Here is a 26,490-nt window from a genome sequence, read left to right as displayed (position 1 = left end):
ACGAAACGAACGGAGGCGGCAGCCCCGCCACAGCACATACCAGGCGCACCATACCGGGGCGCCGGAAAGGAGAGTCTTGCCATGACGCAGGCATGCAATACCCCGATCGCCGGGCCGGCGCGTGTTTCCCTTCTCGCCACGCTCGGCACCGCAGCAACCTCGCTTCTGACGCTCACCGTCGCGGCATGGCGCCGCCGGCAGAACCGCAAGGCGATCTCCGGGTTGCTCGATCTCGACGACTACATGCTGGCCGACATCGGCGTGACGCGCTCCGACGTCGCTGCCTCGCTCTATGCGACCGACTATGTCGATCCGAGCGCGCAGCTCTCCCGGCTGCGGAACGAGCGCCGCATGTCGACCCTTTCCGGACGCCGCAAGCGCGGCGCCTGACCCCTCTTTGCACCGGGCGTCTCTCCGAGACCTTCTCCCTACGCCCGGTGTCGAGGCCCTGTCGGCCCCTCGCCGACTCACCTTGCCCGCCTCCCCCCGAGGCGGGTTTTTTTTGCCTTCCGCAGGCATCTGCACAAAATCTGCAGAACTCCTTCAGGCCTCCTGCCGAGGCGCCGTGGCACGCATCCGGCAGCCGATCCGCCCGGATCGGCCCGGATCGTGCCCGAAGGAGGAAGACGATGACGCTTGCCGCAAGGTTGGACCGCAGCCTGCCGCGCCCGCTGCAACGGGAGGCATGGTGGCTGAGTGCCGCCGCCGCTTCAGCCAGCCCCGCCGCAGCAACGCCGTCCCCGCAAGGTGCGGCCCTGTCGGAGGTGGCACCATCGCAAGCCGCCCCGCCGAAGACGGTCGCCGCGGAGAGCGGGACGCAGGCAAAGGCCGGCACCGACCACGGGCCGCCGGACGACCGCTTCCGCTGGCCGCCGACAGCACACCTTGCCGCGCTCATTGCCTGCGTGATCGCCGCGAACCTGCTGCTCTATCACCGCTGGCCGGGGCTCGCCTTCGTGCCGTTCGCCGTCACCGTCTTCCTCGCCACTGTCGCCACCCTGCCCGGCCGCAGAATCCCGCGCGGACCGGCCTTGCTGCTCGTGGCAAGCCAGCTGCCGCTGATCGAGCACCATCAGCTGCTCGCCGTCGCCTTCGCCGTCAGCGGCCTTGCCGTCAGCCTCGTCTGGGCACGCGCTGCGGCAAGACCGGGCGCGGCCGAGGTCGCCCTCAAGGCCGCCCAGCTGTTGCTGTCGTCGGTGAAACAGCCCTTCAGGGCGATCCGCTTCGCCTCTCTCGCGGTGCAGGCGGGAGGCCGGGGCGAAGACACCGGAACGATGGCGCTGAAAGCGGCAAGCCGCCTCGCCTTCCCGCTGCTGGGCGCAACGGCGCTGCTGGTGCTGCTGGCGGTGGCCAATCCCGTGATCGAGGGTTGGATCGACCAGCTGTTTACCCTCGACATCCACTTCGCGGCGTTGCTGTGGCGCGTGGTGTTCCTGTCGATCGTCGCCTCGTTCGTCTGGCCGTTCCTGTCGTGGCCCGGCGGCGTGCTGCCGCAAATGCCGGCCCTCGACGCCGGCGCGCCGGCCGGCCGGTGGCTCGGCCTCAATGCCGGGTCGGTAACGCTGGCGCTGGTCCTGTTCAACGCGATGCTGCTGGTACAGGTCGGCACGGATGTGCGCTATCTGCTGGCCGGCGGCGAACTGCCCGAGGGGCTGACCTATTCGGCCTATGCCCGGCGCGGGGCCTTCGCGCTGATGGCCACGGCCGTGCTGGCCGGCGGCTTTGCCGTGCTGGCGCGTCCCTATCTCGGTGCCCGGCCGGGGCTGCGCGGCCTGATGTATCTGTGGCTTGCGCAGAACCTGGCGCTGACGGGCGCGGCCGGCTACCGGCTGTGGATGTATGTCGAGGCCTACGGGCTGACCACCTTGCGCATCCACGCCGCGATCTGGACGGTGCTGGTCGGCCTCGGTCTCGTGCTGATCGCCTGGCAAATCCGGCGCGAGCGCTCGACGGGGTGGCTGCTGAGGCGGGTTGCCGCGCTGGCGCTGGCGACGCTCTATCTCTGCTCCTTCGTCAATTTCTCCCATATCGTCGCCAGCCACAACATCGCCCGGCTGAAGGGCCCGGGCGAGCCCGTCTGCGAGACCGGCTATCCGGTGGCGCCGAGCCATGCTCCCTCCGATGCCTGGTGCAAGACCGTGCGGCCGCGCATCGACAGCTGGCGCGATTGGGACTTTCGCACCTGGAGGACCATCGGCTATCTGGAAGCGGAAAAGGTCCGGAGGCGGATGAATGAAAATCCTGGTCGTCGATGACGACCCGCATCTGCGGGACCTGCTGTCGATCACGCTGCAGCGCTCCGGCTTCGACGTGCTGACCGCGGCGGACGGGCAGATCGCCCTCACCCATGCGGCCCGCGAGCGGCCGGACCTGATCGTGCTCGACGTCGGTCTGCCGGAGATCGACGGGTTCGAGGTCTGCCGCAGGCTGCGGACGAGGTCCGAGGTGCCGGTGCTGTTCCTGACCGCGCGGGACGAGGAGATCGACCGGGTGGTCGGGCTGGAGCTGGGCGCCGACGACTATGTCACCAAGCCGTTCAGCCCGCGCGAGCTGGTGGCGCGGGTCCGGGCGATCCTGAAGCGCGGAAACGGCGCGGCGAACGGGCGAGTGATGCGGCACGGGACGCTGGAGCTCGACCCGCAGGCGCATGACTGCCGGCTGGACGGCACCGCCATCGCCCTCACCTCCACCGAGATGCGCATCCTCGCCGCCCTGATGCAGGATCCGGGGCGCACGGTGTCGCGCGCTCGGATCGTCGACATCGTCTGGGGGGCGGCGAGCCAGGTCTCCGACCGCACGCTCGACAGCCATGTGCGGAACCTGCGCCAGAAGCTGGCGGGCGCCGGCGGCGGCGAGGCGCTGGAGACAGTGCACGGCGTCGGCATCCGCATGGGGCCCTGCACGCCGTGACCCGCAAGTGGCGCCCCTCGCTGTGGCTGGTGCTGGGCGGCGCGCTGGCAGGCACGCTGGCGCTCTCGCTCGCCGGCATCGTGGCGCTGCGCTATCTCGGCCCGGAAATCGGCTTCCGCCATGCGGCGGTGCTGCTGGCAGCGATCATCGGCCTGCTGACCGCCGTGCTGTGGCTGATGCTGCTGCGCGTGTTGCTGCGGCCGGTCACGGCCCTTGCCGCCTATGCCGCCGCGATGCGCGCACCTGGCCGCGAGACGGTCGCCCGGCCGGATCATTTCGGCACACGCGAGCTGCACGACATGGGTCTCAGCGTCATCGACATGGCGGCGACGCTGAGCAACCGCGAGACCACCGTGCGCAGCTTCACAAACCATGTGACGCACGAGCTGCGCACGCCGATCTCGACCCTGCGCGCGGCGACCGAACTGCTGGAGGACAGCGCCGAGCTGTCGCCGGCCGACCGGCACCTGGTGGCGCAGATCCGCGGCGCCGGGCAGCAGCTGGACCGGCAGATGGAGGCGCTGCGCCAGGTGGCGGCGGCGCGCGAGGCGGATTATCGCGGCCGCACGCGCCTATCGGCGACGATCGAAGGGCTGGCGCCGCGCCATCCCGGCCTGCGCATCGTCGCCGGCAGCGAGGATGCCATGCTGCCGCTGGCGAGGGAGGGGGCGGAGATCGTCTTCTCGCATCTGTTCGGCAATGCGGCCGGGCACGGGGCGAAGACGGTGAGCATCGACGCCCGGCAGGAGGCGGATCTGCTCGTCATCACCGTGCGGGACGACGGGCGCGGCGTGTCGAGCGGCAATCGCGAGCGGATCTTCGAACCGTTCTTCACCACCCGGCGGGACAGCGGGGGAACGGGCATGGGACTGCATATCGTCGCCAGCCTGCTGCGCGCCCATGGCGGGCGCATCTCGCTGGAGCCGGCAACAGACGGCAGCGGGGCGGCCTTCCGCATCGAGTTCCCGCAAGCCTGAGACGGCGCTGCGCGAGCGGGTCAGTCTTTCTTCGCCGCCTGCTCGAACAGGGTCTCGAAGCTGCGGATCTGCCGCTCCTGGATGTCGCGGCCGAGCGACAGCCAGCTGTCGACAAGAGCCGAACCGGCATCCGCAGCCGCCTCGTCGGCGGGCTCATCGACGGGTTCGGGTGTAGGCTCGGGTGCCTTTTCGGGTGCCGGCGGCTCCTCCTGCTCCTGCGCCGAGGCACCGGTCGCGGTGGCGGCGCCGACAAGGCCGAGATAGCCGTCCCAGAACGAGCGCATCGCCTGCGCGTAAGGTTCCATCACCCGCATCGGGTTGGGCACCGGCTTCGGCCGGCCGCGGGCATAGCCGGCAAGAAAGGCGTCGAGCAGCTCGCGCGCCGGGCCGACGGTGAAGCGCCGGGCTGCCTGGCCGAGCGCAAGCGTTGCGACGACCGGCATCATGGTCTCGACGCCGGGAAGCTCCAGCCCGGTCTGCTGGGCGACATATTCGGCGATGGAGCGCTGCACCTCGGACGGGCCGAAGATGAGGGCCAGCGGCTCGCCCACCAGGGCGGACGGGTCGGGGAGCGCTGCGGCGCGGCCGGGACCGGGCATCAGGGCGAGCAGGCCCTCGAGCGCGGAGGGAGAGGCAGCGTAGCGGCGCATGCCGGCGAGCGCCGCCGGCATCAAGGCCTCGGCGGCGCGGGCGACCTCGCTCTCGCCCCAGCCGAACTGGCGACGCATCGCCTCGCCGACCGCAGCCGGATCGAAGGCGCCCAGGGCAGGAAAGCTCTCGGTCATCGCATGCCTTTTCCACTTTCAGGAACAGGCATCTTCCGCTGTCGCGGCGGCGCGGTCAAATGACTTGCGCCGCCGCGGATCCTCAATAGGCGTAAGCGGTGTAGACCCGGGAGAGATCGCCCTCCCAGTCGCCGTTGTAGCGGCGCAGCATGACATCGGCCGGCGACATGCCGCTCGCAACCGTCTCCTCGACGGCGGCAAGGTGCACGCGCTCGTCCTGGCCGCCATCGTTGAGGCGGGCGCGGCGCTTCAGCCCCTCGCGGGAGAGGCCGACCATCTCGCGGGCGAGATCCAGCACCGTGCCGCCGCGGAACGGCGTCTCGAGGCCAAGGCGCGGCACGTCGTTGCGAAGGGCAACGCGCTCCTCCTCGGTCCAGTCGCGGATCATCTCGCCCGCCTGGTCGAGGATGCCCTCGTCGTAGAGAAGGCCGACCCAGAGCGCCGGCAGGGCGCAGATGCGCCGCCACGGACCGCCGTCGGCACCGCGCATCTCCAGGTATTTCTTCAGCCGCACATCGGGGAACAGGGTCGACAGGTGGTTGTTCCAGTCGCCGATGGTGGGCCGCGCGTCCGGCACGACGCCTTCCAGCGCGCCGTTCATGAAGGCGCGGAAGGTGGTGCCGGTGACATCGTAATAGGTGCCGCCGCGCTTGACGAAATACATCGAGACGTCGAGTGCCCATTCGACGTAGCTCTCGAAGCCGAAGCCGTCCTCAAAGGCGATGGGCAGCGGACCGGAGCGGTCGTTGTCCGTGTCCTTCCAGATCTCGGCCCGGAACGAGCGGAAGCCGTTCGGCTTGCCGTCGGTGAAGGGCGAGTTGGCGAAGATCGCGGTGGCGACCGGCTGCAGCGCCAGGCCGACGCGCATCTTGGCCCGCATGTCGGCCTCCGAGGCGAAGTCGAGATTCACCTGGATGGTCGAGGTGCGGTACATCATGTCGAGGCCGAGGCTGCCGACCTTCGGCATGTAGCGCGTCATGATCTCGTAGCGCGACTTCGGCATCACCGGCACGTCCTCGCGGCGCCAGTCCGGCGTCATGCCGAGGCCGAGGAAGCCGATGCCGAGCGGCTCGGCGATCTGGCGCAACTGCGCCAGATGCGCATTGGTCTCGCGGCAGGTCTGGTGCAGGTTGTCCAGCGGCGCGCCGGACAGCTCGAACTGGCCGCCGGGCTCGATGGAGATCGCACCGCCGCCGACCGGATCGGCAAGGCCGATGACGAGGCCGTTGTCTTCGATCCGCTCCCAGCCGAGCAGGCCTTCCATGCCCGTCAGCAGGGTTTCGATGCCGGCCGGCCCCTCGTAGGGGACCGGAGAATTGTCGGCAAGGCGGAAGGCGAACTTCTCGTGTTCCGTACCGATGCGGAACGAGTCCGTCGGCTTGCAGCCGGCCTCAAGCGTCGCAGCGAGGTCGGCCACCCCCGCGACCGGGGTGGAATCAATGGTATCGCGGGCCATGGGGTATCCCTTCGCGTGGTCGGCGCGCACCATACTCAGCCGCCCCGGCCAAAACAAATGAGATTTTTCGTGATCTAATCCAGTGGCGGAATGCTGCGAAAACAGCGCCGCTGCCGGCGGCAAGGACAGGCTCAGTGCCAGTCGCCGAGCCGCGCCTGAACCACCGCGAGAGCGGCGACGGCCGCCGTGTCGGCGCGCAGCACCCGGGGACCGAGCGGCATCGGCACCACGAAAGGCTGCGCCCGCAGCAGGGCGCGCTCCTCTTCCGAAAAGCCCCCTTCCGGCCCGACGAGCACGGCGAGCGGCACGCCCGGCGACAGGTCATCCAAGGCGGCAAGCGGGTTCTGGCTCGCCTCGCCCTCGTCGCAGAAGACAAGGATGCGCGCGCCCTCGCTCGCCTGCCAGCCGGCAAGGAGCGCCTCCAGCGCCACCGGCTCTTCAATGGCCGGAACGGCAAGGACGCCGCACTGTTCGCAAGCCTCGACGGCGTTGGAACGCATGCGCTCCAGGTTGACGCGGCCCGACTGCGTGTAGCGGGTGACGACGGGGCGCAGGGCGCCGGCGCCCATCTCCACCGCCTTCTGCACCATGTAGTCGAGGCGGGCATGCTTGAGCGGGGCGAAGAGATAGTGAAGGTCCGGGAGCGGGGCTTGCGGGCGGGTCATTTCGCTCGCCACCAGCGAGGCCTGCTTGCGCCCCTCCTGGCGCAGCGCTGCGCGCCATTCGCCGTCGCGGCCGTTGAACAGCAGCACCTCGTCGCCGTCCTTCATCCGCAGGACGTTGAGCAGATAGTTGGACTGGGCCCGATCAAGCGCGATCTCCGCGCCGGCGGAAAGGCCGTCTTCGACATGGAGGCGCTGCATGCGGAATTCGTAACGGGGCATGACGGGGTTTTCCGGGACGCGTGAACAGGAGAGCCGTGGACCGGCGGGCGGGCGGTCTTGACGGGGGGACCAAGGTGCGGTCCCCTCGCGGAACACACAGCACCAACCGGATCCCGCCTTGGCAGACAGCGACAACCTTTCCGAATACTCGGTGTCAGAGATTTCCGGCGCGATCAAGCGCACGATGGAAGACGCCTTCGGCTATGTGCGCGTGCGCGGCGAGCTCGGGCGTATCTCGCGGCCCGGTTCGGGGCATATCTATCTGGACCTCAAGGACGCGCAGTCGGTGTTGTCCGGCGTCATCTGGCGCGGACAGGCGAGCCGGCTGAAGATCCAGCCCGAACAGGGGCTGGAGGTGATCGCCACCGGCAAGATCACCACGTTCCCCGGCCAGTCGAAATACCAGATGGTGATCGATTCGATCGAGCCGGCGGGCGTCGGCGCGCTGATGGCGCTGCTCGAGGAGCGGCGGCGCAAGCTTCTCGCCGAGGGCCTGTTCGCCGAGGAGCGCAAGCGGCGCCTGCCCTTCCTGCCCAAGGTGATCGGCGTCGTCACCTCGCCGACCGGCGCGGTGATCCGCGACATTCTCCACCGCATCTCCGACCGGTTTCCGCTGCATGTGCTGGTCTGGCCGGTGCGGGTGCAGGGCGAAACCTCCGCGCGCGAGGTGGCGAACGGCATCGAGGGCTTCAACCGCATGCTGCCGGGCGGCGCGATCCCGCGCCCGGACGTCATCATCGTGGCGCGCGGCGGCGGCTCCATCGAGGATCTGTGGGGCTTCAACGAGGAGATCGTGGTGCGCGCGGCGGCGGCGTCGGAAATCCCGCTGATCTCCGCCGTCGGCCACGAGACCGACTGGACCCTGATCGACCATGCCGCTGACCTGCGCGCCCCGACCCCGACGGGCGCGGCCGAGATCGCCGTGCCGGTGCGCGGCGAGCTGATGGCCACCGTCGACGGCCTGGCGCGGCGGCAGATCTCCGGCCTGCTGCGACTGATCTCCAGCCGGCGGACCGAATTGCGGGCGGCCTCCGCCGCCCTGCCCTCGCCGCGCGACCTACTGGCGCTGCCGCGGCAACGGCTCGACACCTATGCGGAACGGCTGGCCCCGGCGCTGCGCGCTAGCCTTCGCGACAAGCGCGGCCGGCAGATGATGGCCGCCGGCCGGCTGTCGCCGCACACGCTGGCGCGCACGGTGCTGATCGCGCGCGAGCGGCTCGGCGGGCTGGAGGCGCGGGCGCTCAGGGCACATCGCCAGCAGCTTGCCCGCGACCGGGCGCGGCTCGACGGCGTCTCCAAGCTTTTGGAAAGCCTCTCCTACAAGAACGTGCTGTCGCGCGGCTATGCGCTGGTGCGCGATGCGGACGGCCAGCCGCTGCGCTCGGCCCATGGCGTCCGGCCGGGCGATGCGCTCACCATCGAATTCGGCGACGAGAGCCGGCTTGCCGCGACCGCAGCCGGCGACGGCGAACCTGCCGGCAGTGGAGTGGGCCGCGGGGGAAGCGAACCGGCACGGCCGGCGCCGCGTGCCGCTCCACGTGCGAAGGCGCGCCCGGTCGCCAAGCCGCGCGAAAGCGGACAGGGCTCGCTGTTCTAGGGGGCTGCGAGGCTTCCGCGTTCCTTGCGTCGTCCCGGACGAGGCGCAGTCGCGACCCGGGACCGGGGAGGCACGGCGGTTGTGGTGTCTTTAGGGAGTGCTTCCGACAGGCCCTCGGCTCTCCGGCCCCGGCTCGGCGCTCGCGCGCCGTCCGGGGTGACGAAAGGAGAGGTCAACGGGTTCCCGCAACCGCTCTGGGAACGAATAGGCCCCGGATCTCGCGATGCTCGTCCGGGGTGACGGCAGAGAGGATGCAGGGGCGCTCCACATTCTCAGGATGCCATCCCGGACGGCAGAGGGGATGCGAGGCCGTGCCTCCTCCTCGGAGGTCATCCCGGACCAGCGCAGCGCAGAACCGGGATCCATTGGCACCCTCGGCAGGTGTGAGGCGGAAGACGCTCACCACGCTCTCGGCTGTCATACCTGCGAAGGCAGGTATCCAGTATCCGCCTGAGCCGTCAGGTTTGCGAAAGCGGCAACCCCAGCCTCGGCGAGGGTTGCTCACGACAACGTCGCGACTTCGGCCGTGCGATCGGGGGTTACTGGGTCCCGGCCTTCGGCTGCGCCGAAACCGGGACGACACGCAGTGAGTGGGAGCGCGCGTCGGCGTGTCTCCCGTAACCGCTCTGGAAACGAATGGGCCCCGGATCTCGCGATGCTCGTCCGGGGTGACGTCAGAGGGCGGGGTGACCTCGCAGGGTGAAACGACGGCGGCGTGGAACACGGGGTGACGAAGAGAGGATGCGGCCCCTCCCTCGGAGGCCGAAGCGTTGCAAGAAAAAGGGGCGCCCGGCGGGCGCCCCTTTCTTTTTGTCTTCGGGCCGATGCCCGCCCTCACATGATCGAGGGCAGGAAGGTGATGATGGCGGGGAACGCCACCAGGCCGCCGATGGTCAGGATGTCGGCAACGAAGAACGGCACACAACCGCGGAAGACTTCCTGCACCGGGATGTCGTCGCGCACGCCCGCCACCACGAAGCAGTTCAGCCCGATGGGCGGGGTGATCAGGCAGAGCTCCGCCATCTTCACCACCAGGATGCCGAACCAGATCGCGCACATTTCTCCCGACAGCCCGAAGGCGCTGTCGGCGGCGGAGACCGTTTCGCCGCCATTCAGCGCCATCACCGCCGGATAGACCACCGGCAGGGTGAGGATCAGCATGCCGATCGCATCCATGAACATGCCGAGCACCGCATAGACGCACAGGATGAGGATGAGGATCAGCCAGGGCGACATGTGCAGCGAGACGATGAACTGCTCGAAGGCTTCCGGCAGGCCGGCAAAGCCGAGGAAGCGGACATAGACCAGCACGCCCCAGATGAGCGTGAAGATCATCACCGTCAGCTTCGCCGTCTCGTGCAGGGCCTGCCACAGCTGCTTGCCGCGCATGCCGTTGACGAAGGCCGAGACCAGCACGACGAAGGCGCCGAGCGCGCCGGCTTCCGTCGGCGTGGCATAGCCGTAGTAGAGCGAGCCGAAGATGATCGCGACGACGGCGATGATCGGGAGCGTGCCCGGCACGGAGGCGAGGCGCTGGCCCCAGGTGAAGCCGCGCACGGGTGGGGCGTCGCCCTTCCAAATGGCCATGCCGATGATGATGGCGACGTAGACGGCTGCCGAGAAGATGCCCGGCAGGAAGCCGGCGAGCAGCAGCTTGGCGACCGACTGTTCCACCAGGATGGCGTAGATCACCAGGATTGCGGAGGGCGGGATCAGCGAGGCGAGCGTGCCGCCGGCCGCAACGACCGCCGCCGACAGGCGCTTGGAATAGCCGACCTGCAGCATCTCGGGGATGGCGACACGGGCGAAGACCGCGGCCGTTGCGACCGAGGCGCCGGAGACGGCCGCAAAGCCCGCCGTGGCGAAGACCGTGCCGACGGCCATGCCGCCGGGCAGCCAGCCCAGCCAGCGTTTGGCCGCCTCGAACAGCTGCCGGGTGAAGCCGGCATAGAAGGCGAGAAAGCCGATCAGGATGAAGGTCGGCAGCACCGAGAGCGAATAGGTCACCGACTTGGAATGCGGGATGGTGCCGGCCATCTTGAGAGCGGTGACGACACCGCGCTCGAAGCCCATGCGCATGCTGAAAATGGCGATGAGACCGAGCGTGCCGACAAGGGCGGCGGCGAAGGCAACGCGCATGCCCAGCACCACGAGGACCAGCAGCAGGCCGGTCATGATCAGTCCGATTTCGAACGGGGTCATCGCGGCGTCTCCTGCCCCTTGCCGGAGGCGTCGTCGTCGCCGAGCGCTTCCTCGATTTCATGACGGGCGACGGATTCGACGTCGGCCAGCACCGGCACGGCGACCGGCTCGGCGGAGGGATCGCGCACCAGGCGACAATAGCCGTAGAGCTGCAGCGTCAGGCGCAGCAGCAACAGGGACAGGGCAACGGGGATGACGAGCTTGGACGGCCAGGTGGGCAAGCCGATATCGATGGAGCTGTCGCCGATGGTCCAGGAGCGCTCGAAATGGAACCAGGAGCCGTAGATCAGCGCCGCGACGACGATCCAGATGCCGAGGATGCCGATGACCTCGGCGATCCACATGGCCCGGCCGCTCAGCTTGCCGAGGAACAGCTCCATGCGGATATGGCCGCCGACGCGCTGGCAATAGGCGATGCCCATGAAGGCGAAGACCGCCATCGCCTGTTCGGTGATGTCGATGAAGCCGGGCACCGGCCAGTTGAAGGCATTGCGGCCGACGATCTGCACCACCGCGAGAAGCATCAGGGCAAGGATGCTGACGGCGGCGATCATGTTGAAGGCGTTCTCGACCACGCGCAGCCATCCGTCGAAGCGGATATAGGTGCCGGGCGGGCCGCTCTGGGCGGTTGGCGATGTCATGACAAGCTCCCGCCGGCCGGTCCGCAGCCGCAAGGCATCCGCCTTCGGCCGCAGGCACGGGCCAGCTCATCGGGTCCATGGGGCGATGGGGCAACGGGCCCCGGACGGGGCCCGAAGGAAAGGCGCCGGCCGTTCTCTCAAGCGAGAAAGCCGGCGCCCGTCCGCAATGTCCGCGTCAGTCGAGCTTCGACAGGGCGAGGTCCAGCAGTTCCTGGCCCGGGAGCCCCTGCGCGTTCATCTTCTGCACCCAGGCATCCCAGATCGGCTTGCCGGCCTTCTCCTTGAACGCCTGCAGCTCTTCCTTGGAGAACTCGACCTGCTCGATCTTCATCTGCTCCAGGGTCGGGTACCACTTCTGGTACACCTTGTCGTACTCGGCGAGATAATGCTCCATCGCCCCCTGGACCGAACTGTCCAGCGCCTCGCGGAAATTGTCCGGCAGGGCGTCATAGGCGGCGTTGCTGACGACCACCGGGCAGCTGACGGTGCCCGGGTTCAGGTTGTTGGTCCACCAGTTGCCGGCGTCGATGGTGCGGAACGACAGGTGGGCGTGCGGGGCGAAGGACGCGGCACGCACCGTGCCGGAATCGATGGCCTGGAAGGTCTCCGAGGCGGTCACGGTGGTCGGCACGGCGCCGATGGTGGTCATGGCCTGTCCAATGCCGCCCAGCGCACGCACGCGCATGCCCTCGAAGTCCGACACCTTGGTCGGCGCCTCGCCCTTGCCGACGAAGTTGTACTGCGGCATCGGCGAGGACATCAGCAGCTTGGCATCCCAGCGCATCAGGTCCTTGGCGACCGCAGGGTGCTGGTAGATCGTGTTTTCCAGCTCGATCTGGGTCGGCAGGTCCGGCACGCCGAGGAACGGCAGCTCGATGACCGTCAGGGTCGGGTTCTTGTCCTCGTGATAGCCGGCGCAGATCTGGGCCATCTCGAAGGCGCCGATGGAGATGCCGTCGAGGTTCTCGCGCGACTTCGACAGGGCCTCGCCATAGGCGATGTTCAGCTTGAATTCGCCGTTGGTCTTCTCGCTGACCAGCTCGGCGAGCTTCTCGATATGCTCGGTGAAGGCGCGGCGCTTGCCCCAGACGGAGACGTTCCACTCGAGCGCCATCGTCTCGGTCGCGAAGCCGAGACCGAGGATCGTCGTCGTGCCGAGCACGGCGAGCTTGCGGGAAAGGGTCATGTCAGTCCTCCCAAGATTTCGGCCGGGCGCTGACCTTGCCGCCACGGCCATCTCACTATCCTCGCCCGTCCTCCCTGACAGGCGATTGGGAAAAGCTTGGCAAGCCGCGTGCCAGATCGGCCGCAAGCGGCGATACCGGGCCGGAACCGGGAGAGGAAAAGGCGGGTTGCACGATTGCGCAGTGCAACAGGGACGGCATCGACCGGCAAAACCTTGCCGAAAGGTTACCAGCAATCGGCAAGATCTTGCCGATTGCTGCACTCAGGCGTCGCCGGCTCCCTCGCCGGTGCGGCTGAGGCCGAGGCGCGCCATTTTCTCGTTGAGGGTGCGGCGGGGCAGGTCGAGCTCGTCCAGAACCGGCGCGATCCGCCCGCCATGCCGGCGCAGCGCATCGACGATGACGCGCCGCTCGTACTCCTCCATCAGGTCGCGCAGGCGCCCGCGCGGCGCCCCTTCCGCGCCGGGGGCTGCGCCGGTGACGAGATCGCGCAGCGAGGGCGCGCCCATCGGCGCGTTGAGCACGAAACGCTCGGCGGCGTTGCGCAGCTCGCGGACATTGCCCGGCCACTCGTGCGCCGACAGGAAGCCGGCATCGTCGGGCGACAGGGCAACGCCGTCGATGCCGTATTCGGCCATGAAGCGGTTGACGAAACTGTCGAAGAGCAGGCGGATGTCGCCGCCGCGCTCGCGCAGCGGAGGAATGCGGATCTCCACCGCGTTGAGCCGGTAGACGAGGTCCTGGCGCATCAGGTTCTCCGCCACCGCCTGGCGCGGGTCGACATTGGCCGCACTGATGATGCGGATGTCGACGGGCACAGCCGAGCGGCCGCCGATGCGGTCGACCTCGCGCTCCTGCAGCACGCGCAGGAGCTTCGGCTGCAGGGCGAGCGGCATGGAGGGCACCTCGTCGAGGAACAGCACGCCGCGGTCGGCCTGCTCGATCCGGCCGATGCGGCTGCGGTCGGCGCCAGTGAAGGCGCCGGCCTCATGGCCGAAGAGCTCCGCCTCGACCATGGTCTCGGGGAGCGCGGCGCAGTTGAGCGCGACGAAAGGCGCGTCGGCGCGCGGCGACAGGTCGTGCAGGGCGCGCGCCACCACCTCCTTGCCGGTGCCGGTCTCGCCGATGATCATCACCGAGGCATCGGTGCGGGCGAAATGGCCGATCTGCTCGCGCAGGCGAACCATGGCGGCGGATTCGCCGATGAGGCGGGCCGACAAGCCGCTCATGTCGCTGAGCCGTCGGCTGAGCGCGCGGTTTTCCAGCACCAGCCGGCGATGGCCGGTGGCGCGGCGGACCATCGCCGCCAGCATGTCCGGATCGAAAGGCTTTTCGATGAAGTCGGCGGCGCCCTGGCGCATCGCCTCCACCGCCATCGGCACGTCGCCATGGCCGGTCATCAGGATCACCGGCAGGTCCGGGTCGATCTGCTTGACCCGCCGCAGCAGCTCCAGGCCGCTGGCGCCGGGCAGCAGCACGTCGGAGATGACGCAGCCGGGAAAGTCGGCGGCAAGGCGCGAGAGCGCGGTTTCCGCATCCACCGCCTCGACCGGATCGAAGTCTGCCAGCCGCATCCACTGGCGCAGCCCTGCGCGCATCGACGGATCGTCGTCGACGACGAGCACCGGCGTGCGCCTGCCCGCTGCGGCTTGCCGATCGCTGTCGATGGTCATGCTGTCCTGCTCCCGCCTCGCGCTCACCCGGAACTCACTGCGCACCGGCCTCGTCAAGCTGGTGCGAGGGCGTCCGCGCCTCCTCCCCGCTCCTGTCCGCCGCAACCGTGCCTGCCCCGTCCCTGTCCTCAGCCAGCGGCAGGGACAGGATGAAGCAGGCGCCGTCGGACGTGCGGCGCGGCCGCGTCTTCAGGGCGCCGCCGAGGTCTTCCACGATCCGCGCCGAGATCGCAAGCCCGAGGCCGAGGCCGGTCGCCGCCGGCTTGGTGGTGAAGAAGGGCTGGAAGATGCGCTCGCGCAGCGGCTCGGGGATACCCTCGCCATTGTCGAGGATCTCGATCACGGCACGCCCCTCCTCGATCCGCGCGCGGGCCTCGACGACGGGCGCCTCCACGCCCTGGCAGGCGTCGATGGCGTTGCGCAGCAGATTGACCAGTACCTGCTCGACACGCAGCGGCGCGGTGTTTGCGGTCATCGGCTGCGAGGGGAGATGCAGCTGCAGGGCGACACCGCTTTCCTCGATGCGCGGGCGCACCAGCTTGGCGCTGGTCTTCAGGCAGTCGCGCAGGTCCACCGTCTCGATGCGGGATTCGCCGGGCCGGGCGAAGCGCTTCAGCTCCTGGGTGAGCGTTGCCATGCGGTGGCGCAGCGCATCTATCTCGTCGAGGTTCTCGGTCACCGCGGCGGTCTCGCCGCGCTGTTGGTAGAGCCGGGCACCGGAGACGAACATGCCCAGCGCGGCGAGCGGCTGGTTGAGCTCATGGGCGACGGCCGCCGACATTTCGCCGACGGCGGCAAGGCGCCCGGCGCGGGCAAGATCGGCCTGGGTGTCGCGCAGCTCCCGCTCGACCCGGCGGCGCTCCTCGATCTCGTCGACGAGGCGGCGGTTGAGATCGCGCAAGGTCGCCGCGTCCTGGCGCAGGCCGGCGGTGACGCGCCCGAGCCGGCGGCTGCGCAGCACCAGCAGCCAGATGGCATAAAGCAGGATGAGCGCGAAGGCGCCGGCCCACACGATGCCGCGCGGCGCGCGCACCTCGCTCATCGGCGTGAGGTAGTGGATGGTCCAGTCGAGCATGCCGACCTTGAGCCGGGCCTGACGCCAGGCGGTGCCGCCGAGGACGAGGCGGGTCTGGGCCAGCGGTCCCTGCTGCAGGCTGGCGAGGCGGGCATTGCCGTATTGCCTATCGGAGCGGATGGCGGCGACGACCATGTCGTCGAGCGGGGCGATGGAGGAATAGCGCCAGTCGTCGCGGGTGCCGAGAAAGACGACACCGTGCACGTCGGTGACCATCACGGTCTCGCCGGCCTCGCGCCAGTTGTTCTCCAGCCGCTCCATGTCGACCTTGACCACCACGACGCCCTGCACCGGCGCACCGGCCGGCGTGGAGCGGGCGAAGAAGAAACCGGGCTCGCCGGTGGTGGCGCCGACCGCGAAGAAGCGCCCTTCTCCGCCGTCCTTCGCCTCGTGGAAATAGGGGCGGAAGGAGTAGTTGCGGCCGACGAAGGAACCGGCCGTATCGAAATTGCTGGCCGCGACGGTCAGCCCGTCCGCATTCATTACGTAGAGCGCATCCGCCCCGGTCGTCGCCGCCAGATCCTTGAGGAATCGGTTGGCGGAGGCCACCTGATCCGGGTCCGCCAGCACGCCGACGGCGCGGGGATCGCGCGCGACGATGTAGGGAAGGTAGCGATGCTTCTCGAGCTCGCGCAGGATGGTCTCGCGGTAAAGGGTCAGCCGCTCGCGCGCCGCCGCATCGCTGCGCAGGCCCGATTGCACCTCGGCCCAGTCGGCGGCGAAGACGGCCAGCAGCAGCACCAGGAGCGGCGGCAGGAACAACAGGGCGCGCCGCACCTGCGGCGGAGGCCGGCGGAACACCCATGCCGGCATGTAGCGGGAGCGGGCCTGCAACCCTTGCGCGCGCGCCGGCGCTTCCTCGACCGTGGACAGCGGGGCCGCCGGGCCGTATGTCTTTGCACCTGTCATGGCCGGTTCTTGCGGTCCTGATCCAACCCTTTGGCGACATCATTGTTCTGGGAGGAACGCCGATGCAGTTTTCGTTGAGCGAGGAAGAGTATCTCATCCAGGACACGGCGCGAAAGCTCGCCGAAGACAGGATCGCCCCGCTGGCCGAGGAACTGGACCAGGGCGGCGGCCGGGAGGCCTTTCTCGCCAATCTGAAGCTGCTTGCCGAAAACGGCTTCATGGGCCTCAACATCTCGCCCGACCATGGCGGCACGGGCGCGGGCAGCGTCGCCTTCGCCATCGCGGTGGAGGAGATCGGCAGGGCCTGCGCCTCCACCGGCGTCACCGTCTCGGTCTCCAACATGGTGGCCGAGGTCATCCAGGCGGTGGGCAATGACGAGCAGCGCGCGCGCTACCTGCCGCTGCTGACCGACGGCACCTATGCCGCCGGCGCCTTCTGCCTGACGGAAACGGGCGCGGGCTCCGACCCGGCCTCGATGCGCACACGCGCCGAACGTGAGGGCGACGACTATATTCTGAACGGCTCCAAGCTCTACATCACCTCGGCCGAATATGCCGGCGTCTTCGTGGTGTGGGCCGTCACCGACAAGGAAGCCCCGAAGGGCAAGGGCATCAGCTGCTTCCTGGTGGAAGCGGGCACGCCGGGCCTCGTCATCGGCAAGGCCGAGAAGAAGATGGGCCAGACCGGCTCGGCGACCAACGAGGTGCATTTCGAGAATTGCCGCGTGCCGGCAAGCGCGCTGCTCGGCCGCGAGAACGACGGGTTCCGCATCGCCGTCGGCGAACTGGCCGGCGGGCGCATCGGCATCGCCGCCCTGTCGCTGGGCATCGCCCGTGCGGCGATGGAGCGGGCCAAGGCCTATGTGAAGGAGCGCCGGCAGTTCGGCAAGGCGATCTCCGACATGCAGGGCGTGCAATGGATGATCGCCGACCGGGAGACCGAGCTGGAGGCGGCACGGCTGCTGATCCTGCAGGCCGCGGCGCTGAAGGACGAGGGCAAGCCCTTCGCCCGCGAGGCCTCGATGGCCAAGCTCTTCGCCTCGGAAGCCGCCCAGCGCGCCACCTATGCGGCGCTGCAGCTGCATGGCGGGGCCGGCTATATCCGCGAATATCCGCTGGAGCGGCTGGCGCGCGATGCCCGCATCACCACGATCTACGAGGGCACCTCGGAGATCCAGCGGCTGATCATCGCCCGCGAGGCACTGCGCGACCAGTAGGCGAACGCGGTGCCCGCCACGGGCCACCGAACGAAAAGGCCGGCGCGAACGCCGGCCTTTCCATGCAGTGCTTTCGGCAAGGTCACTCGGACGGCATGATCACCTTGTCGATGACATGGATGACGCCGTTGTCGGCCTTGATGTCGGCGGTGACCACATTGGCCCCGTCGACGGTCACGCCGCTGTCGCTCTTCACCACGGTGATCGTGCGGTCGCCCTCGCCCTTGAGCGTCTCGACCTCGGTCGTGGCGGCCGGGATCTGATCCGAGGTGATCTCCTGGCCGACCACGTGGTAGCTCAGGAGCGCGGCCAGCTGGCCCTTGTTCTCCGGCTTCAGGAGATTCTCGACCGTGCCCGCGGGAAGCGCGGCGAAGGCCTCGTCGGTCGGCGCGAAGACGGTGATCGGGCCGGGGGCCGACAGGGCCTCGACCAGACCGGCAGCCTGAGCGGCCGCGATCAGCGTGTTGAAGGTTCCGGCTTCCTGGGCCGTCTCTACGATATTTGCCGCATTCGCGGTGCCGGCAGTGGCCAGGGCCGTCGCGAGGGCTGCACCCATGAAGTATTTGCGCATAATTGCCTCCGTATCGCTTGTCATTTTTCGGGATACCGCCGCACATCTCATGCCGCGGGTTCCGATTGTTCTTACGCAGGCAAAAAACATCGGATGAAATACTGACGGGCTAAAATCAGTCCCGATTTAAATCTGATCCATCCTGTGCAACGATGCGTAACCGCGCGCCCATCCCGGGACACGCGCGCATGTCCGTTCCACACCCGAAGATTGATCCCGGTCAAGGATCGGGGGGAGCGGACGTCCTAATTTCGGCACAACCCCCGCGGCAGCCTTTCCGGCTGCAACGGCACGGTGTGAGATGGAGGGACGCGATCCATGGCTATCAAGGACATTCTCACGCTGGTCGACCTGGCCGGCAAACAGCATGCGGCGCAGATGGCGCTCGACCTGGCAACCCGCACCGGCGCACATGCGACCGGCCTGACGGTCGCCTTCGAGCCCGTCGTGCCCGGTTTCATCGCCGGCCCGATGCCGGCGGATTATATCGAGATCGCCCGCGGCCAGGCGCTGAAGGCGGCCAAGAGCGCCGGCGAGACCTTCGCCGAAATGGCCCGCAAGGCAGGCGTCGGCGCCGAGATCCGCACCGCCGAGGTCATCACCGGCGGTTCCGCCGAGGCGGTGCTTAGCCATTGCCGGCTGACCGACCTGGTGGTCATCGGCCAGGACAATCCGGATGCGCCGGAGCCGATGCGCGAGCTGCTGATCGAGACTGTGCTGTTCGAGGCCGGCGTGCCGGTGCTGGTCGTGCCCTATATCGGCGGCGGCCTGCAGATGAAGAATGTCATGGTCGCGTGGGACGGCAGCCCGACGGCAAGCCGCGCCGTGCATGCGGCGATGCCGATGCTGCAGATGGCCAAGAAGGTCACCGTCATGATCGTGGAGACCGGCCGCCGGATCACCGAGGGCGAGCCCGGCTCCGACATCGCCACCTATCTCGCCCGGCACGGCCTGTCGGTCACCGTCGACGTGGTGCCGCGGCCCGGCTCGGGCGTCGCCGATGCGATCCTCAACTACGTCTCCGACCACGGCGTCGACATGATCGCGATGGGCGGCTACGGCCATTCGCGCATGCGCGAGTTCCTGTTCGGCGGCGCAACGCGCGAGATCCTCGCCTCGATGACCGTGCCGGTGCTGATGGCGCATTGATCCGCCGGGCAGAGCGTTTCTGCCCGCAACGAGGTGCTTTCGGGCGCGGCCTTCGGCCCTGATGCCCGGGAGCGAGGCGCCGCCACATCGGGGGAAGTGGCGGCGCCTTCGACATCCCCGCCTTTGACATCCGCCCTCACGCACCACACTCTCCGGCAGGAACCGCCGCGCCGCGGCTTGTTGCGGCCGCATGCGCCGCCCACGAACCCGGGGTGATTGCCGATGACGATCCGCAATCTCGAAGCGCTCTTCCGCCCGGCCTCGCTGGCCGTGGTCGGGCCAAACCGTTTCGGCGGGCAGGTGCTCGAACTTCTGCTGTCGCGCCTTGCGGGCGGCAGCTTCGCCGGCGATGTGACGACCATCGCCTGTCCGGCGGACGGCGCCCGCGGCGGACTGTCCGCCGCCCGCGCCATCGCCGAGCTGACCTCCGCCCCCGACCTTGCACTCTATCTCGGCAGTCCCGAGGACGCGCCGGCCGTGGTCGCGGCGCTGGGGGCCGCCGGCACCCGCGCCGTCGCCGCCCTGTCGCCCGGCTACGACCGATGGGACGAGGCCACCGTCACAGCGACGCTGCAGGCCGCCCGCCCCCACACCCTGCGCCTGCTCGGCCCCGGAAGCCTGGGCATCGCCGCGCCGGCGTCGGGGCTGGCCGCCCATATGGGCGTGTGCGGGGCCGACAAGGGCGACCTTGCCTTCATCGCCCGCTCGGGCACGGTGGTGAATGCGACACTGTCCTGGGCAAAGGCCAACGGCATCGGGTTTTCCGCCATTGCCTCGCTCGGCCAGCGCACGGATGTCGACGTGTCGGACCTGCTCGACTGGTTCGCTCTCGACTACCGCACCCGGGCGATCCTGGTGCATCTGGAAACCATCGCCAATCCGCGCAAGTTCCTGTCGGCGGCCCGCGTCGCCGCCCGCTCCAAGCCGGTCGTGGTGCTGCGCTCGGGTGCCAGCCGCGAGCGGATCGGCGAGCGCGTCACCCATGCCGGACGGATCGCCGTGCAGGACGCGGTCTACGATGCGGCGCTGGCGCGCGCCGGCGTGCTGCGCGTCGGCGATATCGACGAGATGTTCGAGGCGGTGGAAACGGTGAGCCGGGTGAAGCCGGTGGCCGGGCGCCGCCTTGCCATCCTGGCGACCGGCGGCAGCCTGGCGACGCTTGCCGCCGACCAGCTGGAGCGCCAGGGCGGGCAGCTCGCCGAACTGGAGGCGGCCACCGCAACGCAGCTGGAACCGCTGCGCCGGGAAGGACAGACGCGGGCCAACCCGCTGATCCTGCACGAGACCTCGCCGCCTGCCCGCTATGGCGAGGCCGCGAAGACGCTGCTCGGCGACCGCAACGTCGATGCGGTGCTGGCGGTTGCCGCGCCGTCCGCCTTCGTGGACCTGGAGGAGATCGCCGGCGAGCTGGCGAAGGCGCATGGCGAGACGCAATCGGGCTACGGCCGGCGCAAGCCGCTGCTGGTGGCGCTGGCCGCCGGGGCGCCGCTGCCGCGCCAGCCGCTGGATGCCGCGCGCATTCCCTGCCACGCCAGCGCCTCGGAAGCGGTGCGCTCGTTCATGCACCTGGTGCGCTACGCCGATGCCCGCGAGATGCTGATGGCGGCGCCGCCCAGCCTGCCGGCCGGCTTCACCACCGACAGCAAGACGGCGCAGCGGCTGGTGCGACAGGTGCTCGACAGCGGGCGAACCTGGCTGCGCCCGGACGAGATTGCCTCGCTGCTCGCGTGCTACGGCATCAAGCAGGCACCGTGGCAGCTGGCGGCAACGCCGGACGAGGCCGAGGTACTGGCACGCGGCATGCTGATGCAGGCCGAACGGCTGGCGCTGAAACTCGTCTCGCCGCAGCTCCCCTTCAAGTCGGATGTGGGCGGCGTGGTGCTCGACCTTGCCTCGCCCGAGGCGGTGCGGATCGCCGCCGCCACCCTGCTGGAGCGGATCGGCGCGGCGCATCCGGCGGCCGAGATCACCGGCATCCTGCTGCAGCCGATGGTGCGCTCGGCGAGCGGAACGGAGATCTTCATCGGCCTTGCCGACGATCCGGGCTTCGGGCCGGTCCTGCTGTTCGGCCATGGCGGCACCGGCGTCGAGGTGATGGGCGACGTCGCATTCGCCCTGCCCCCGCTCGATCTCAACCTGGCACAGGCGCTGATCCGCCAGACGCGGGTCAGCCGGCTGCTCGCCGGCTTCCGCAACCGCCCGGCCGCCGATCTCGACGCCATCGCGCTGACCCTCGTCAAGGTCGCGCAGATCGCCGTCGACCTGCCGGAGGTCCGCGAACTCGACCTCAACCCGCTGGTCGCCGATGCCGGCGGCGTCACCGCGCTGGACGCGCGCATCGCCCTGTGCGAGCCGGAAGTGCATCGCGGGCGCCACCCGACCTCGCGGCTCGCCATCGCGCCCTATCCGAAGGAATGGGAAAAGCAGCTGCAGCTCAAGGACGGCAGCACCGTCGACATCCGCCCGGTGCGGCCGGAGGACGAGGAGCGCTATCGCCGCTTCTTCGAGAAAGTGTCGCCGCACGACCTGCGGCTGCGCTTCTTCGCGCCGGTCAAGGAGTTCAACCACGCCTTCATGCAGCGGCTGGTGCAGCTGGACTATTCGCGCGCCATGGCTTTTGCCGCGCTGACGCCGGGCACGGACGAGATCCTCGGCGTGGTGCGCCTGCATGCCGACCCGGACCACCGCACGGGCGAATACGCGATCATCGTCCAGTCGGACCTGAAGGGGCGCGGCCTCGGCTGGGCCCTGATGCAGCTGATCATCGACTATGCGCGCTCGGACGGCATCGAGACGATCACCGGCGAGGTCCTGAAGGAAAACACCACCATGCTGGCGATGTGCACCGCGCTCGGCTTCACCGTGAAGTCATCGGTCGACGACGACGCCATCGCCAAGGTGACGCTGCCGATCGCCCCCGCCGAAGGCACAAGCGTGGAGCCCGCCTGAGACGGGCTCCGCACTTGCTCAGCCGGCGCGGATCTGGCTCAGCGTGCGCACCGGGGTGATCGCCTCCGGATCGAGCTTGAGATGCAGCAGCGCCGGCCCGCCGGAAGCGGCCGCACGCTCGAAGGCCGGGCCGAACTCGTCCGCCGTCAGCACGGTCTCCGCATGGGCGCCATAGGCGCGGGCCAGCGCCGCGAAGTCGGGATTGACCAGGGTGGTCGCCGAGACGCGGCCCGGGAACTCCCGCTCCTGATGCATGCGGATGGTGCCGTACATGCCGTTATCGACGACGACGACGATGATCGCCGACCCGTCCTGCACCGCTGTGCCGAACTCCTGCATGGTCATCTGCAGGCAGCCGTCGCCGGCAAAGCAGACGACGCGGCGACCGGGCGAATGCAGCCCCGCGGCAACGGCGGCGGGAAGGCCGTAGCCCATCGAGCCGCTGGTCGGGGCGAGCTGCGTATTGTTGCGGCGGAAGCGGTGGAAGCGGTGCACCCAGGTGGCGTAGTTGCCGGCGCCGTTGGTCAGCACCGCGTCTTCCGGCAGGTTTTCCTCCAGCCAGTCCATCACCTGTGCCATCTGCAGGGCGCCCGGCACCTGCGGGCGGGCACCCGACCAGGCAAGATAGGACTTGTGCGCCTCGTCGGCGCTGCCCGACCAGGAGATCTCGTTCGGCGGCTGCAAGCCCTCCAGCGCGGCGCAGAAGCCGATCGGGGTCGCATGGATCGCCAGATCGGGAAGATAGACGCGGCCGAGCTCCTCGGCGCCGGCATGCACATGCACCAGCGCCTGGCGCGGCGAGGGAATGTCGAGCAACTCGTAGGACTGGCTCGGCATCTCCGACATGCGGCCGCCGACGAGAAGCAGCAGGTCCGCCTCCTTCACCCGCTCAGCCAGCGCCGGGTTGATGCCGATGCCGACATCGCCGGCATAGTTGGGATGCAGGTTGTCGAACAACATCTGCCGGCGGAAGGAGCAGGCGACCGGCAGGCGGAAGCGCTCGGCAAAACGGGCGAAGGCCGCGCGTGCGGCGTCGTTCCAACGGCTGCCGCCGAGAATGGCGAGCGGCCGGCGGGCCGCCCACAGGCGCTTTTGCAGCTCGGCCATCTGGGCCAGCGAGGGATGGGTCTCGACCGGGCGGAAGGGCGGCAGCTCCATCACCTCGGCGGTGCGCGCCAGCGTGTCCTCCGGCAGGGCGAGAACCACCGGGCCGGGGCGGCCGGAGGTCGCAACGTGATAGGCGCGCGAGAGCATCTCCGGGATGCGGGCAGGGTCCTCGATCTCGGCGACCCACTTGGCGATGCCGCCGAACATCTGGCGGTAGTCGACCTCCTGGAAGGCGTCGCGGCCGCGCATGCCGGTCTCGATCTGGCCGACGAAGAGGATCATCGGCGTGGAATCCTGCTGGGCGACATGCAGGCCGGCGGCGGCGTTGGTGGCACCGGGGCCGCGGGTGACCATGCAGATGCCGGGCCGGCCGGTCAGCTTGCCCCAGGCCTCGGCCATCATCGCCGCGCCGCCTTCCTGGCGGCAGACCGTCACGGGGATAGCCGCATCATGCAGCGCATCCAGCACCGGCAGATAGCTCTCGCCCGGCACGCAGAAGACGCGGCCGGCGCCCAACTGCTCCAGCGCCTTGACCAGCAAAAATCCGCCCGTACCAGCGACCCGGCGCGCCTCGTTCCCGTGCATGTGACTCCATCCCGATCCAAGTGTTGTATACCTCACGGTATACCCGCCGGCAGTCCCGCGCGCAAAGGCACGAGTGTCGGCACCCTATTCCGAAACGGAATGAGTCTTCCGCCGAAGGGAAGGCTCACACGTCCTGGACGGTCACCACCTGAAACGTGTGAAGGTCGCCGTCCTCGTCGCGGATGGAAACATATTCGCCCGGCACGAAGGCATGGGCGGCGAAGCGATAACCGGCCTCGTCGTCCTCGTCGCCGCCGATATCGTAGCGGAAGGCCCAGGAGCCGCCCGGCCGGTGCAGGAGGTGACCGATGTCCTCCTCCTCGTCCGCCCAGAACCGGCGCACGCGGCAGGCCTCGCGATGCGCCTTCCACTGCGCCGCATCGATATGCCCGTCCTCCCCCAGCGGGGCGACGAACTCGTAGCCGTGGCGCGCCGACCCGCTGGGAAAGTCGTGGGTGCGAGCGAGGTTGAGGCGAATCTTCTTCAAACCGGGATGGAGGGTCATGCGGCGTGCTCCCGTCGTGCCGGCCATCGATGCCGGCGGGTCCTGTCGTTTTCGCTGCCAGTTTGCGCGAATGCGCCCCAGCGACAATGAGCAGGATCAAGCCGGCTGGCAAATGCGGCAAGAGCGGCGAACCACGAGTTTCAGCCTCGCAGCCCCATAAAACAAAAAGAGCGAGGCCGTTGCCGGCCTCGCAGCGCCTTCAAACAAAAGGGGGCGAGGCCGTTACCGGCCTCGCCCCGGGGTCAAACGCGAGTGGCCTGGGAGGGGGAAGGCCCCCGCGTCGAACCCTGACCCGTAGCAGTCAGACCGCGATCGCTCGAAGCGGCATCGCCTGGACGGCAGCTACGGTGCGCTCGGACGCCTGACGACGGCGACGGACACCCTGATAGGCAAGACCGTGGTGGAACTCGCAATAGGAGCGGCCGTTCTCCGCCTCATGGCTGCAGAAGTGGAAGTCGGCATCCGCCGGATCGCCGATCGGCCACTTGCAGGTGCGGCTGGTCAGCGTCATCAGCGTGACGCGATCGCCCTGCTCCGCCTGGAATCCGCTTTCGAAGCTGAGGCCGAGGCTGCGCTGGAACTGCTTCTCGATGATGCTTTCACGCGGAGCCGGCTTGGCGCCGACCAGGGCGAGCGAGGGCTTGCCGCGCTGGACCCGGGGCTTCGGACGATGGCTGGTAGCCGGCGAACGCTTGGGAAGCCCCATGCGATGGGCCTTGCCGATCACTGCATTGCGAGTGATGCCCGCCATCACATAGGCGATCTGGCTGGCGCTGAGCCCCTGCAGCCACAGCTTCCTGAGCAGATCTTCGCGTTCCTGAGTCCAAGCCATGTTCAGCCCCGCTTTCTTCTCTTCGGTCACCTGGTGCGCACACGCAGGTTCCCTGTTCCGCCGATGCCCCTTTCGAGCGCCGGCAGCTGTCGACATCCTGTTTTTCCGGTAGCGACTCACATCGCCGTGGCGAGCGTTCCGAGCGTTCCCGCCCCCCGGCTCTGTCACTCGATGAACCTGTCATCGAGTATGTGTATTGTATAGTTAACGATACCTTAACAGGTCAATTAAATGAATTTTTCATTCTGAATTTTACTTCTTATTCTCAAGTATTATTGCGTTTATAGACTTAACAACAATATCAATTACATCTTTCTGGAATTTTCTTCTTATTTCTTCTTTATTCTGACCCGGGTGAGCAAAGTTCATCTGGTCTGAGATAGAAAAAACAAGCTTCTGATTTTCTTTTCGCATCTCAAGGATGCCATCAGCACACATTTTTTCGATTTTTCTACGTACTGTTGAGTACGGAATGTCCGTTTCCTCAGAGATAGTTTCAATATCCGCCTCGATCCTGTTCGCATTAGCGATGGAAATCGTCGTAATAATCATCAGATTTCCAAGGTCGTTTACTTCATACTCTTCCATGAAGCGGAACATGAGGCTGAAAAACATCTCATAGAGGCGCAGAATCCGGTGCGCCTGAGTCGGGAGTTCATCATCTGAATGTGCCATGAAGGTCCTCCCGAGGGTCGTCATTCGTCATTTTGACGAAATAGGCCTGTTTCCGGGGGCGATTCCCGGCAGCTCAAGCGCCAAGTCGCGGGCGCGGCAGGCAATCCACTGGGTAATTTTCGCAGTCATGCAGATTATCCACAATTTTAACCCGCCTGTACCTTGCGTCAGCTCAATCGTTGGCAATGTCAAAAACCATCGCCATGACAGCCCGGACCATCTCGACGCTCATGTCCGGCGGCGCTTCCTCGCGCTGTCCGGCCTCGGCCGACCATAGGTAAACCACTGACTTGCCCCGCCGTTCCTTGGCGATCCGGCCGTCATCCAGATAGGGCTTGAGGCGGCGCTCGATGGTGGAGCGCGAGGAGTCGAGTTTTTCGGCGAGGAGTTCGGCATCCATCGGCGCGCCGCGCAGATCGGCGATCGCAACCAGCACCAGCATCAGGACATCGGACATGTCGTGCACGTGGAGACGCTCGCTGATCTGCAGCGTCAAGTCGTAATAGGTCTCGAGCAGCCGACGCATCCGATAGGCGGTTGAATCGCCGGCATGACCGGTCCGTCCGGTGTCCTCTGCCATCTCCCCCAACCCGCCTGCGTGTCCAAT

The 26,490-nt window shown here is 68.3% G+C and carries 22 protein-coding genes; 8 read left to right on the top strand and 14 right to left on the bottom strand.

Annotation, left to right across the window (positions count from 1 at the left end):
• Positions 1–81 precede the first annotated feature (81 nt).
• The 4 genes from H7H34_RS03735 to H7H34_RS03720 all read left to right on the top strand — a co-directional run bounded on the left by H7H34_RS03735 (position 82) and on the right by H7H34_RS03720 (position 3,887).
• Positions 82–390: a DUF1127 domain-containing protein gene (locus tag H7H34_RS03735; protein ID WP_120268597.1), complete on the top strand. Its 309-nt coding sequence runs from the start codon at positions 82–84 to the stop codon at positions 388–390.
• 239 nt (positions 391–629) lie between these two features.
• On the top strand, positions 630–2,255 hold the full coding sequence (locus H7H34_RS03730; RefSeq protein WP_185924297.1) for a DUF4153 domain-containing protein: 1,626 nt from the start codon (positions 630–632) through the stop codon (positions 2,253–2,255).
• Entirely contained in the window at positions 2,233–2,910 is a 678-nt protein-coding gene (locus tag H7H34_RS03725; RefSeq protein WP_120268595.1) for a response regulator transcription factor, read from the top strand. Before H7H34_RS03730 ends, H7H34_RS03725 begins: the two co-directional genes overlap by 23 nt.
• A complete protein-coding gene (locus H7H34_RS03720; protein WP_209006144.1) occupies positions 2,907–3,887 on the top strand; it encodes a sensor histidine kinase in 981 nt (326 codons plus the stop codon). Before H7H34_RS03725 ends, H7H34_RS03720 begins: the two co-directional genes overlap by 4 nt.
• 20 nt (positions 3,888–3,907) lie before the next feature.
• Here H7H34_RS03720 and H7H34_RS03715 read toward each other — a convergent pair whose 3' ends face one another.
• From H7H34_RS03715 to H7H34_RS03705, 3 genes are all read right to left on the bottom strand, one after another.
• Positions 3,908–4,672, bottom strand: a complete 765-nt coding sequence (locus tag H7H34_RS03715) for a DUF937 domain-containing protein (protein WP_185924296.1) — start codon at positions 4,670–4,672, stop codon at positions 3,908–3,910.
• A gap of 82 nt (positions 4,673–4,754) precedes the next feature.
• On the bottom strand, positions 4,755–6,128 hold the full coding sequence (locus H7H34_RS03710; protein ID WP_185924295.1) for a glutamate--cysteine ligase: 1,374 nt from the start codon (positions 6,126–6,128) through the stop codon (positions 4,755–4,757).
• Positions 6,129–6,259: 131 nt separating this feature from the next.
• Positions 6,260–7,012, bottom strand: a complete 753-nt coding sequence (locus H7H34_RS03705; protein ID WP_185924294.1) for a 16S rRNA (uracil(1498)-N(3))-methyltransferase — start codon at positions 7,010–7,012, stop codon at positions 6,260–6,262.
• Between the two features lie 118 nt (positions 7,013–7,130).
• Here H7H34_RS03705 and xseA point away from each other — a divergent pair, with 118 nt between their 5' ends.
• Positions 7,131–8,609, top strand: coding sequence for an exodeoxyribonuclease VII large subunit (xseA, locus tag H7H34_RS03700; RefSeq protein WP_185924293.1), 1,479 nt, complete (start codon positions 7,131–7,133; stop codon positions 8,607–8,609).
• A gap of 834 nt (positions 8,610–9,443) precedes the next feature.
• On the opposite strand, the gene H7H34_RS03695 is transcribed toward xseA, so the two are convergent.
• From H7H34_RS03695 to H7H34_RS03675, 5 genes are all read right to left on the bottom strand, one after another.
• Positions 9,444–10,811 carry a TRAP transporter large permease gene (locus H7H34_RS03695; RefSeq protein WP_185924292.1) on the bottom strand — a complete coding sequence of 456 codons (1,368 nt, stop codon included), beginning with the start codon at positions 10,809–10,811 and terminating at the stop codon, positions 9,444–9,446.
• Positions 10,808–11,452 (bottom strand): TRAP transporter small permease subunit, encoded by a 645-nt coding sequence (locus H7H34_RS03690; protein ID WP_120269227.1) that lies wholly within the window; start codon positions 11,450–11,452, stop codon positions 10,808–10,810. Before H7H34_RS03690 ends, H7H34_RS03695 begins: the two co-directional genes overlap by 4 nt.
• Before the next feature lie 175 nt (positions 11,453–11,627).
• The gene (gene dctP / locus H7H34_RS03685; protein WP_120268588.1) at positions 11,628–12,638 is read right to left on the bottom strand and encodes a TRAP transporter substrate-binding protein DctP; all 1,011 of its coding nucleotides are present in this window, start codon (positions 12,636–12,638) and stop codon (positions 11,628–11,630) included.
• A 261-nt stretch (positions 12,639–12,899) separates the two neighbouring features.
• Positions 12,900–14,309: a sigma-54-dependent transcriptional regulator gene (locus H7H34_RS03680; protein WP_185924291.1), complete on the bottom strand. Its 1,410-nt coding sequence runs from the start codon at positions 14,307–14,309 to the stop codon at positions 12,900–12,902.
• A gap of 34 nt (positions 14,310–14,343) precedes the next feature.
• Positions 14,344–16,293 carry an ATP-binding protein gene (locus tag H7H34_RS03675; RefSeq protein WP_185924290.1) on the bottom strand — a complete coding sequence of 650 codons (1,950 nt, stop codon included), beginning with the start codon at positions 16,291–16,293 and terminating at the stop codon, positions 14,344–14,346.
• A 62-nt stretch (positions 16,294–16,355) separates the two neighbouring features.
• Here H7H34_RS03675 and H7H34_RS03670 point away from each other — a divergent pair, with 62 nt between their 5' ends.
• Positions 16,356–17,510, top strand: coding sequence for an acyl-CoA dehydrogenase family protein (locus tag H7H34_RS03670; RefSeq protein WP_185924289.1), 1,155 nt, complete (start codon positions 16,356–16,358; stop codon positions 17,508–17,510).
• An 82-nt stretch (positions 17,511–17,592) separates the two neighbouring features.
• Here H7H34_RS03670 and H7H34_RS03665 read toward each other — a convergent pair whose 3' ends face one another.
• Complete coding sequence (locus H7H34_RS03665) at positions 17,593–18,081, bottom strand: fasciclin domain-containing protein (RefSeq protein ID WP_120268584.1); 489 nt, start codon at positions 18,079–18,081, stop codon at positions 17,593–17,595.
• Between the two features lie 318 nt (positions 18,082–18,399).
• Here H7H34_RS03665 and H7H34_RS03660 point away from each other — a divergent pair, with 318 nt between their 5' ends.
• Positions 18,400–19,230, top strand: coding sequence for a universal stress protein (locus tag H7H34_RS03660; protein WP_120268583.1), 831 nt, complete (start codon positions 18,400–18,402; stop codon positions 19,228–19,230).
• Between the two features lie 222 nt (positions 19,231–19,452).
• Positions 19,453–22,179: a bifunctional acetate--CoA ligase family protein/GNAT family N-acetyltransferase gene (locus tag H7H34_RS03655; RefSeq protein WP_185924288.1), complete on the top strand. Its 2,727-nt coding sequence runs from the start codon at positions 19,453–19,455 to the stop codon at positions 22,177–22,179.
• Between the two features lie 18 nt (positions 22,180–22,197).
• On the opposite strand, the gene H7H34_RS03650 is transcribed toward H7H34_RS03655, so the two are convergent.
• The 5 genes from H7H34_RS03650 to H7H34_RS03630 form a co-directional block, all read right to left on the bottom strand.
• Positions 22,198–23,871, bottom strand: coding sequence for a thiamine pyrophosphate-binding protein (locus H7H34_RS03650; RefSeq protein ID WP_185924287.1), 1,674 nt, complete (start codon positions 23,869–23,871; stop codon positions 22,198–22,200).
• Positions 23,872–23,995: 124 nt separating this feature from the next.
• Positions 23,996–24,376, bottom strand: coding sequence for a hypothetical protein (locus H7H34_RS03645; protein WP_120269226.1), 381 nt, complete (start codon positions 24,374–24,376; stop codon positions 23,996–23,998).
• Between the two features lie 301 nt (positions 24,377–24,677).
• A complete protein-coding gene (locus tag H7H34_RS03640; protein ID WP_120269225.1) occupies positions 24,678–25,208 on the bottom strand; it encodes a GcrA family cell cycle regulator in 531 nt (176 codons plus the stop codon).
• 252 nt (positions 25,209–25,460) lie between these two features.
• A complete protein-coding gene (locus H7H34_RS03635) occupies positions 25,461–25,883 on the bottom strand; it encodes a helix-turn-helix domain-containing protein (protein WP_185924286.1) in 423 nt (140 codons plus the stop codon).
• A 172-nt stretch (positions 25,884–26,055) separates the two neighbouring features.
• Positions 26,056–26,463 (bottom strand): hypothetical protein, encoded by a 408-nt coding sequence (locus H7H34_RS03630; RefSeq protein ID WP_120268579.1) that lies wholly within the window; start codon positions 26,461–26,463, stop codon positions 26,056–26,058.
• Between the last annotated feature and the right edge of the window lie 27 nt (positions 26,464–26,490).

Source organism: Stappia sp. 28M-7 (genome assembly GCF_014252955.1).
GTDB lineage: Bacteria > Pseudomonadota > Alphaproteobacteria > Rhizobiales > Stappiaceae > Stappia.
Note: the sequence above shows the minus strand (reverse complement) of the source record. Positions and strands in the feature narration are given on the sequence as shown.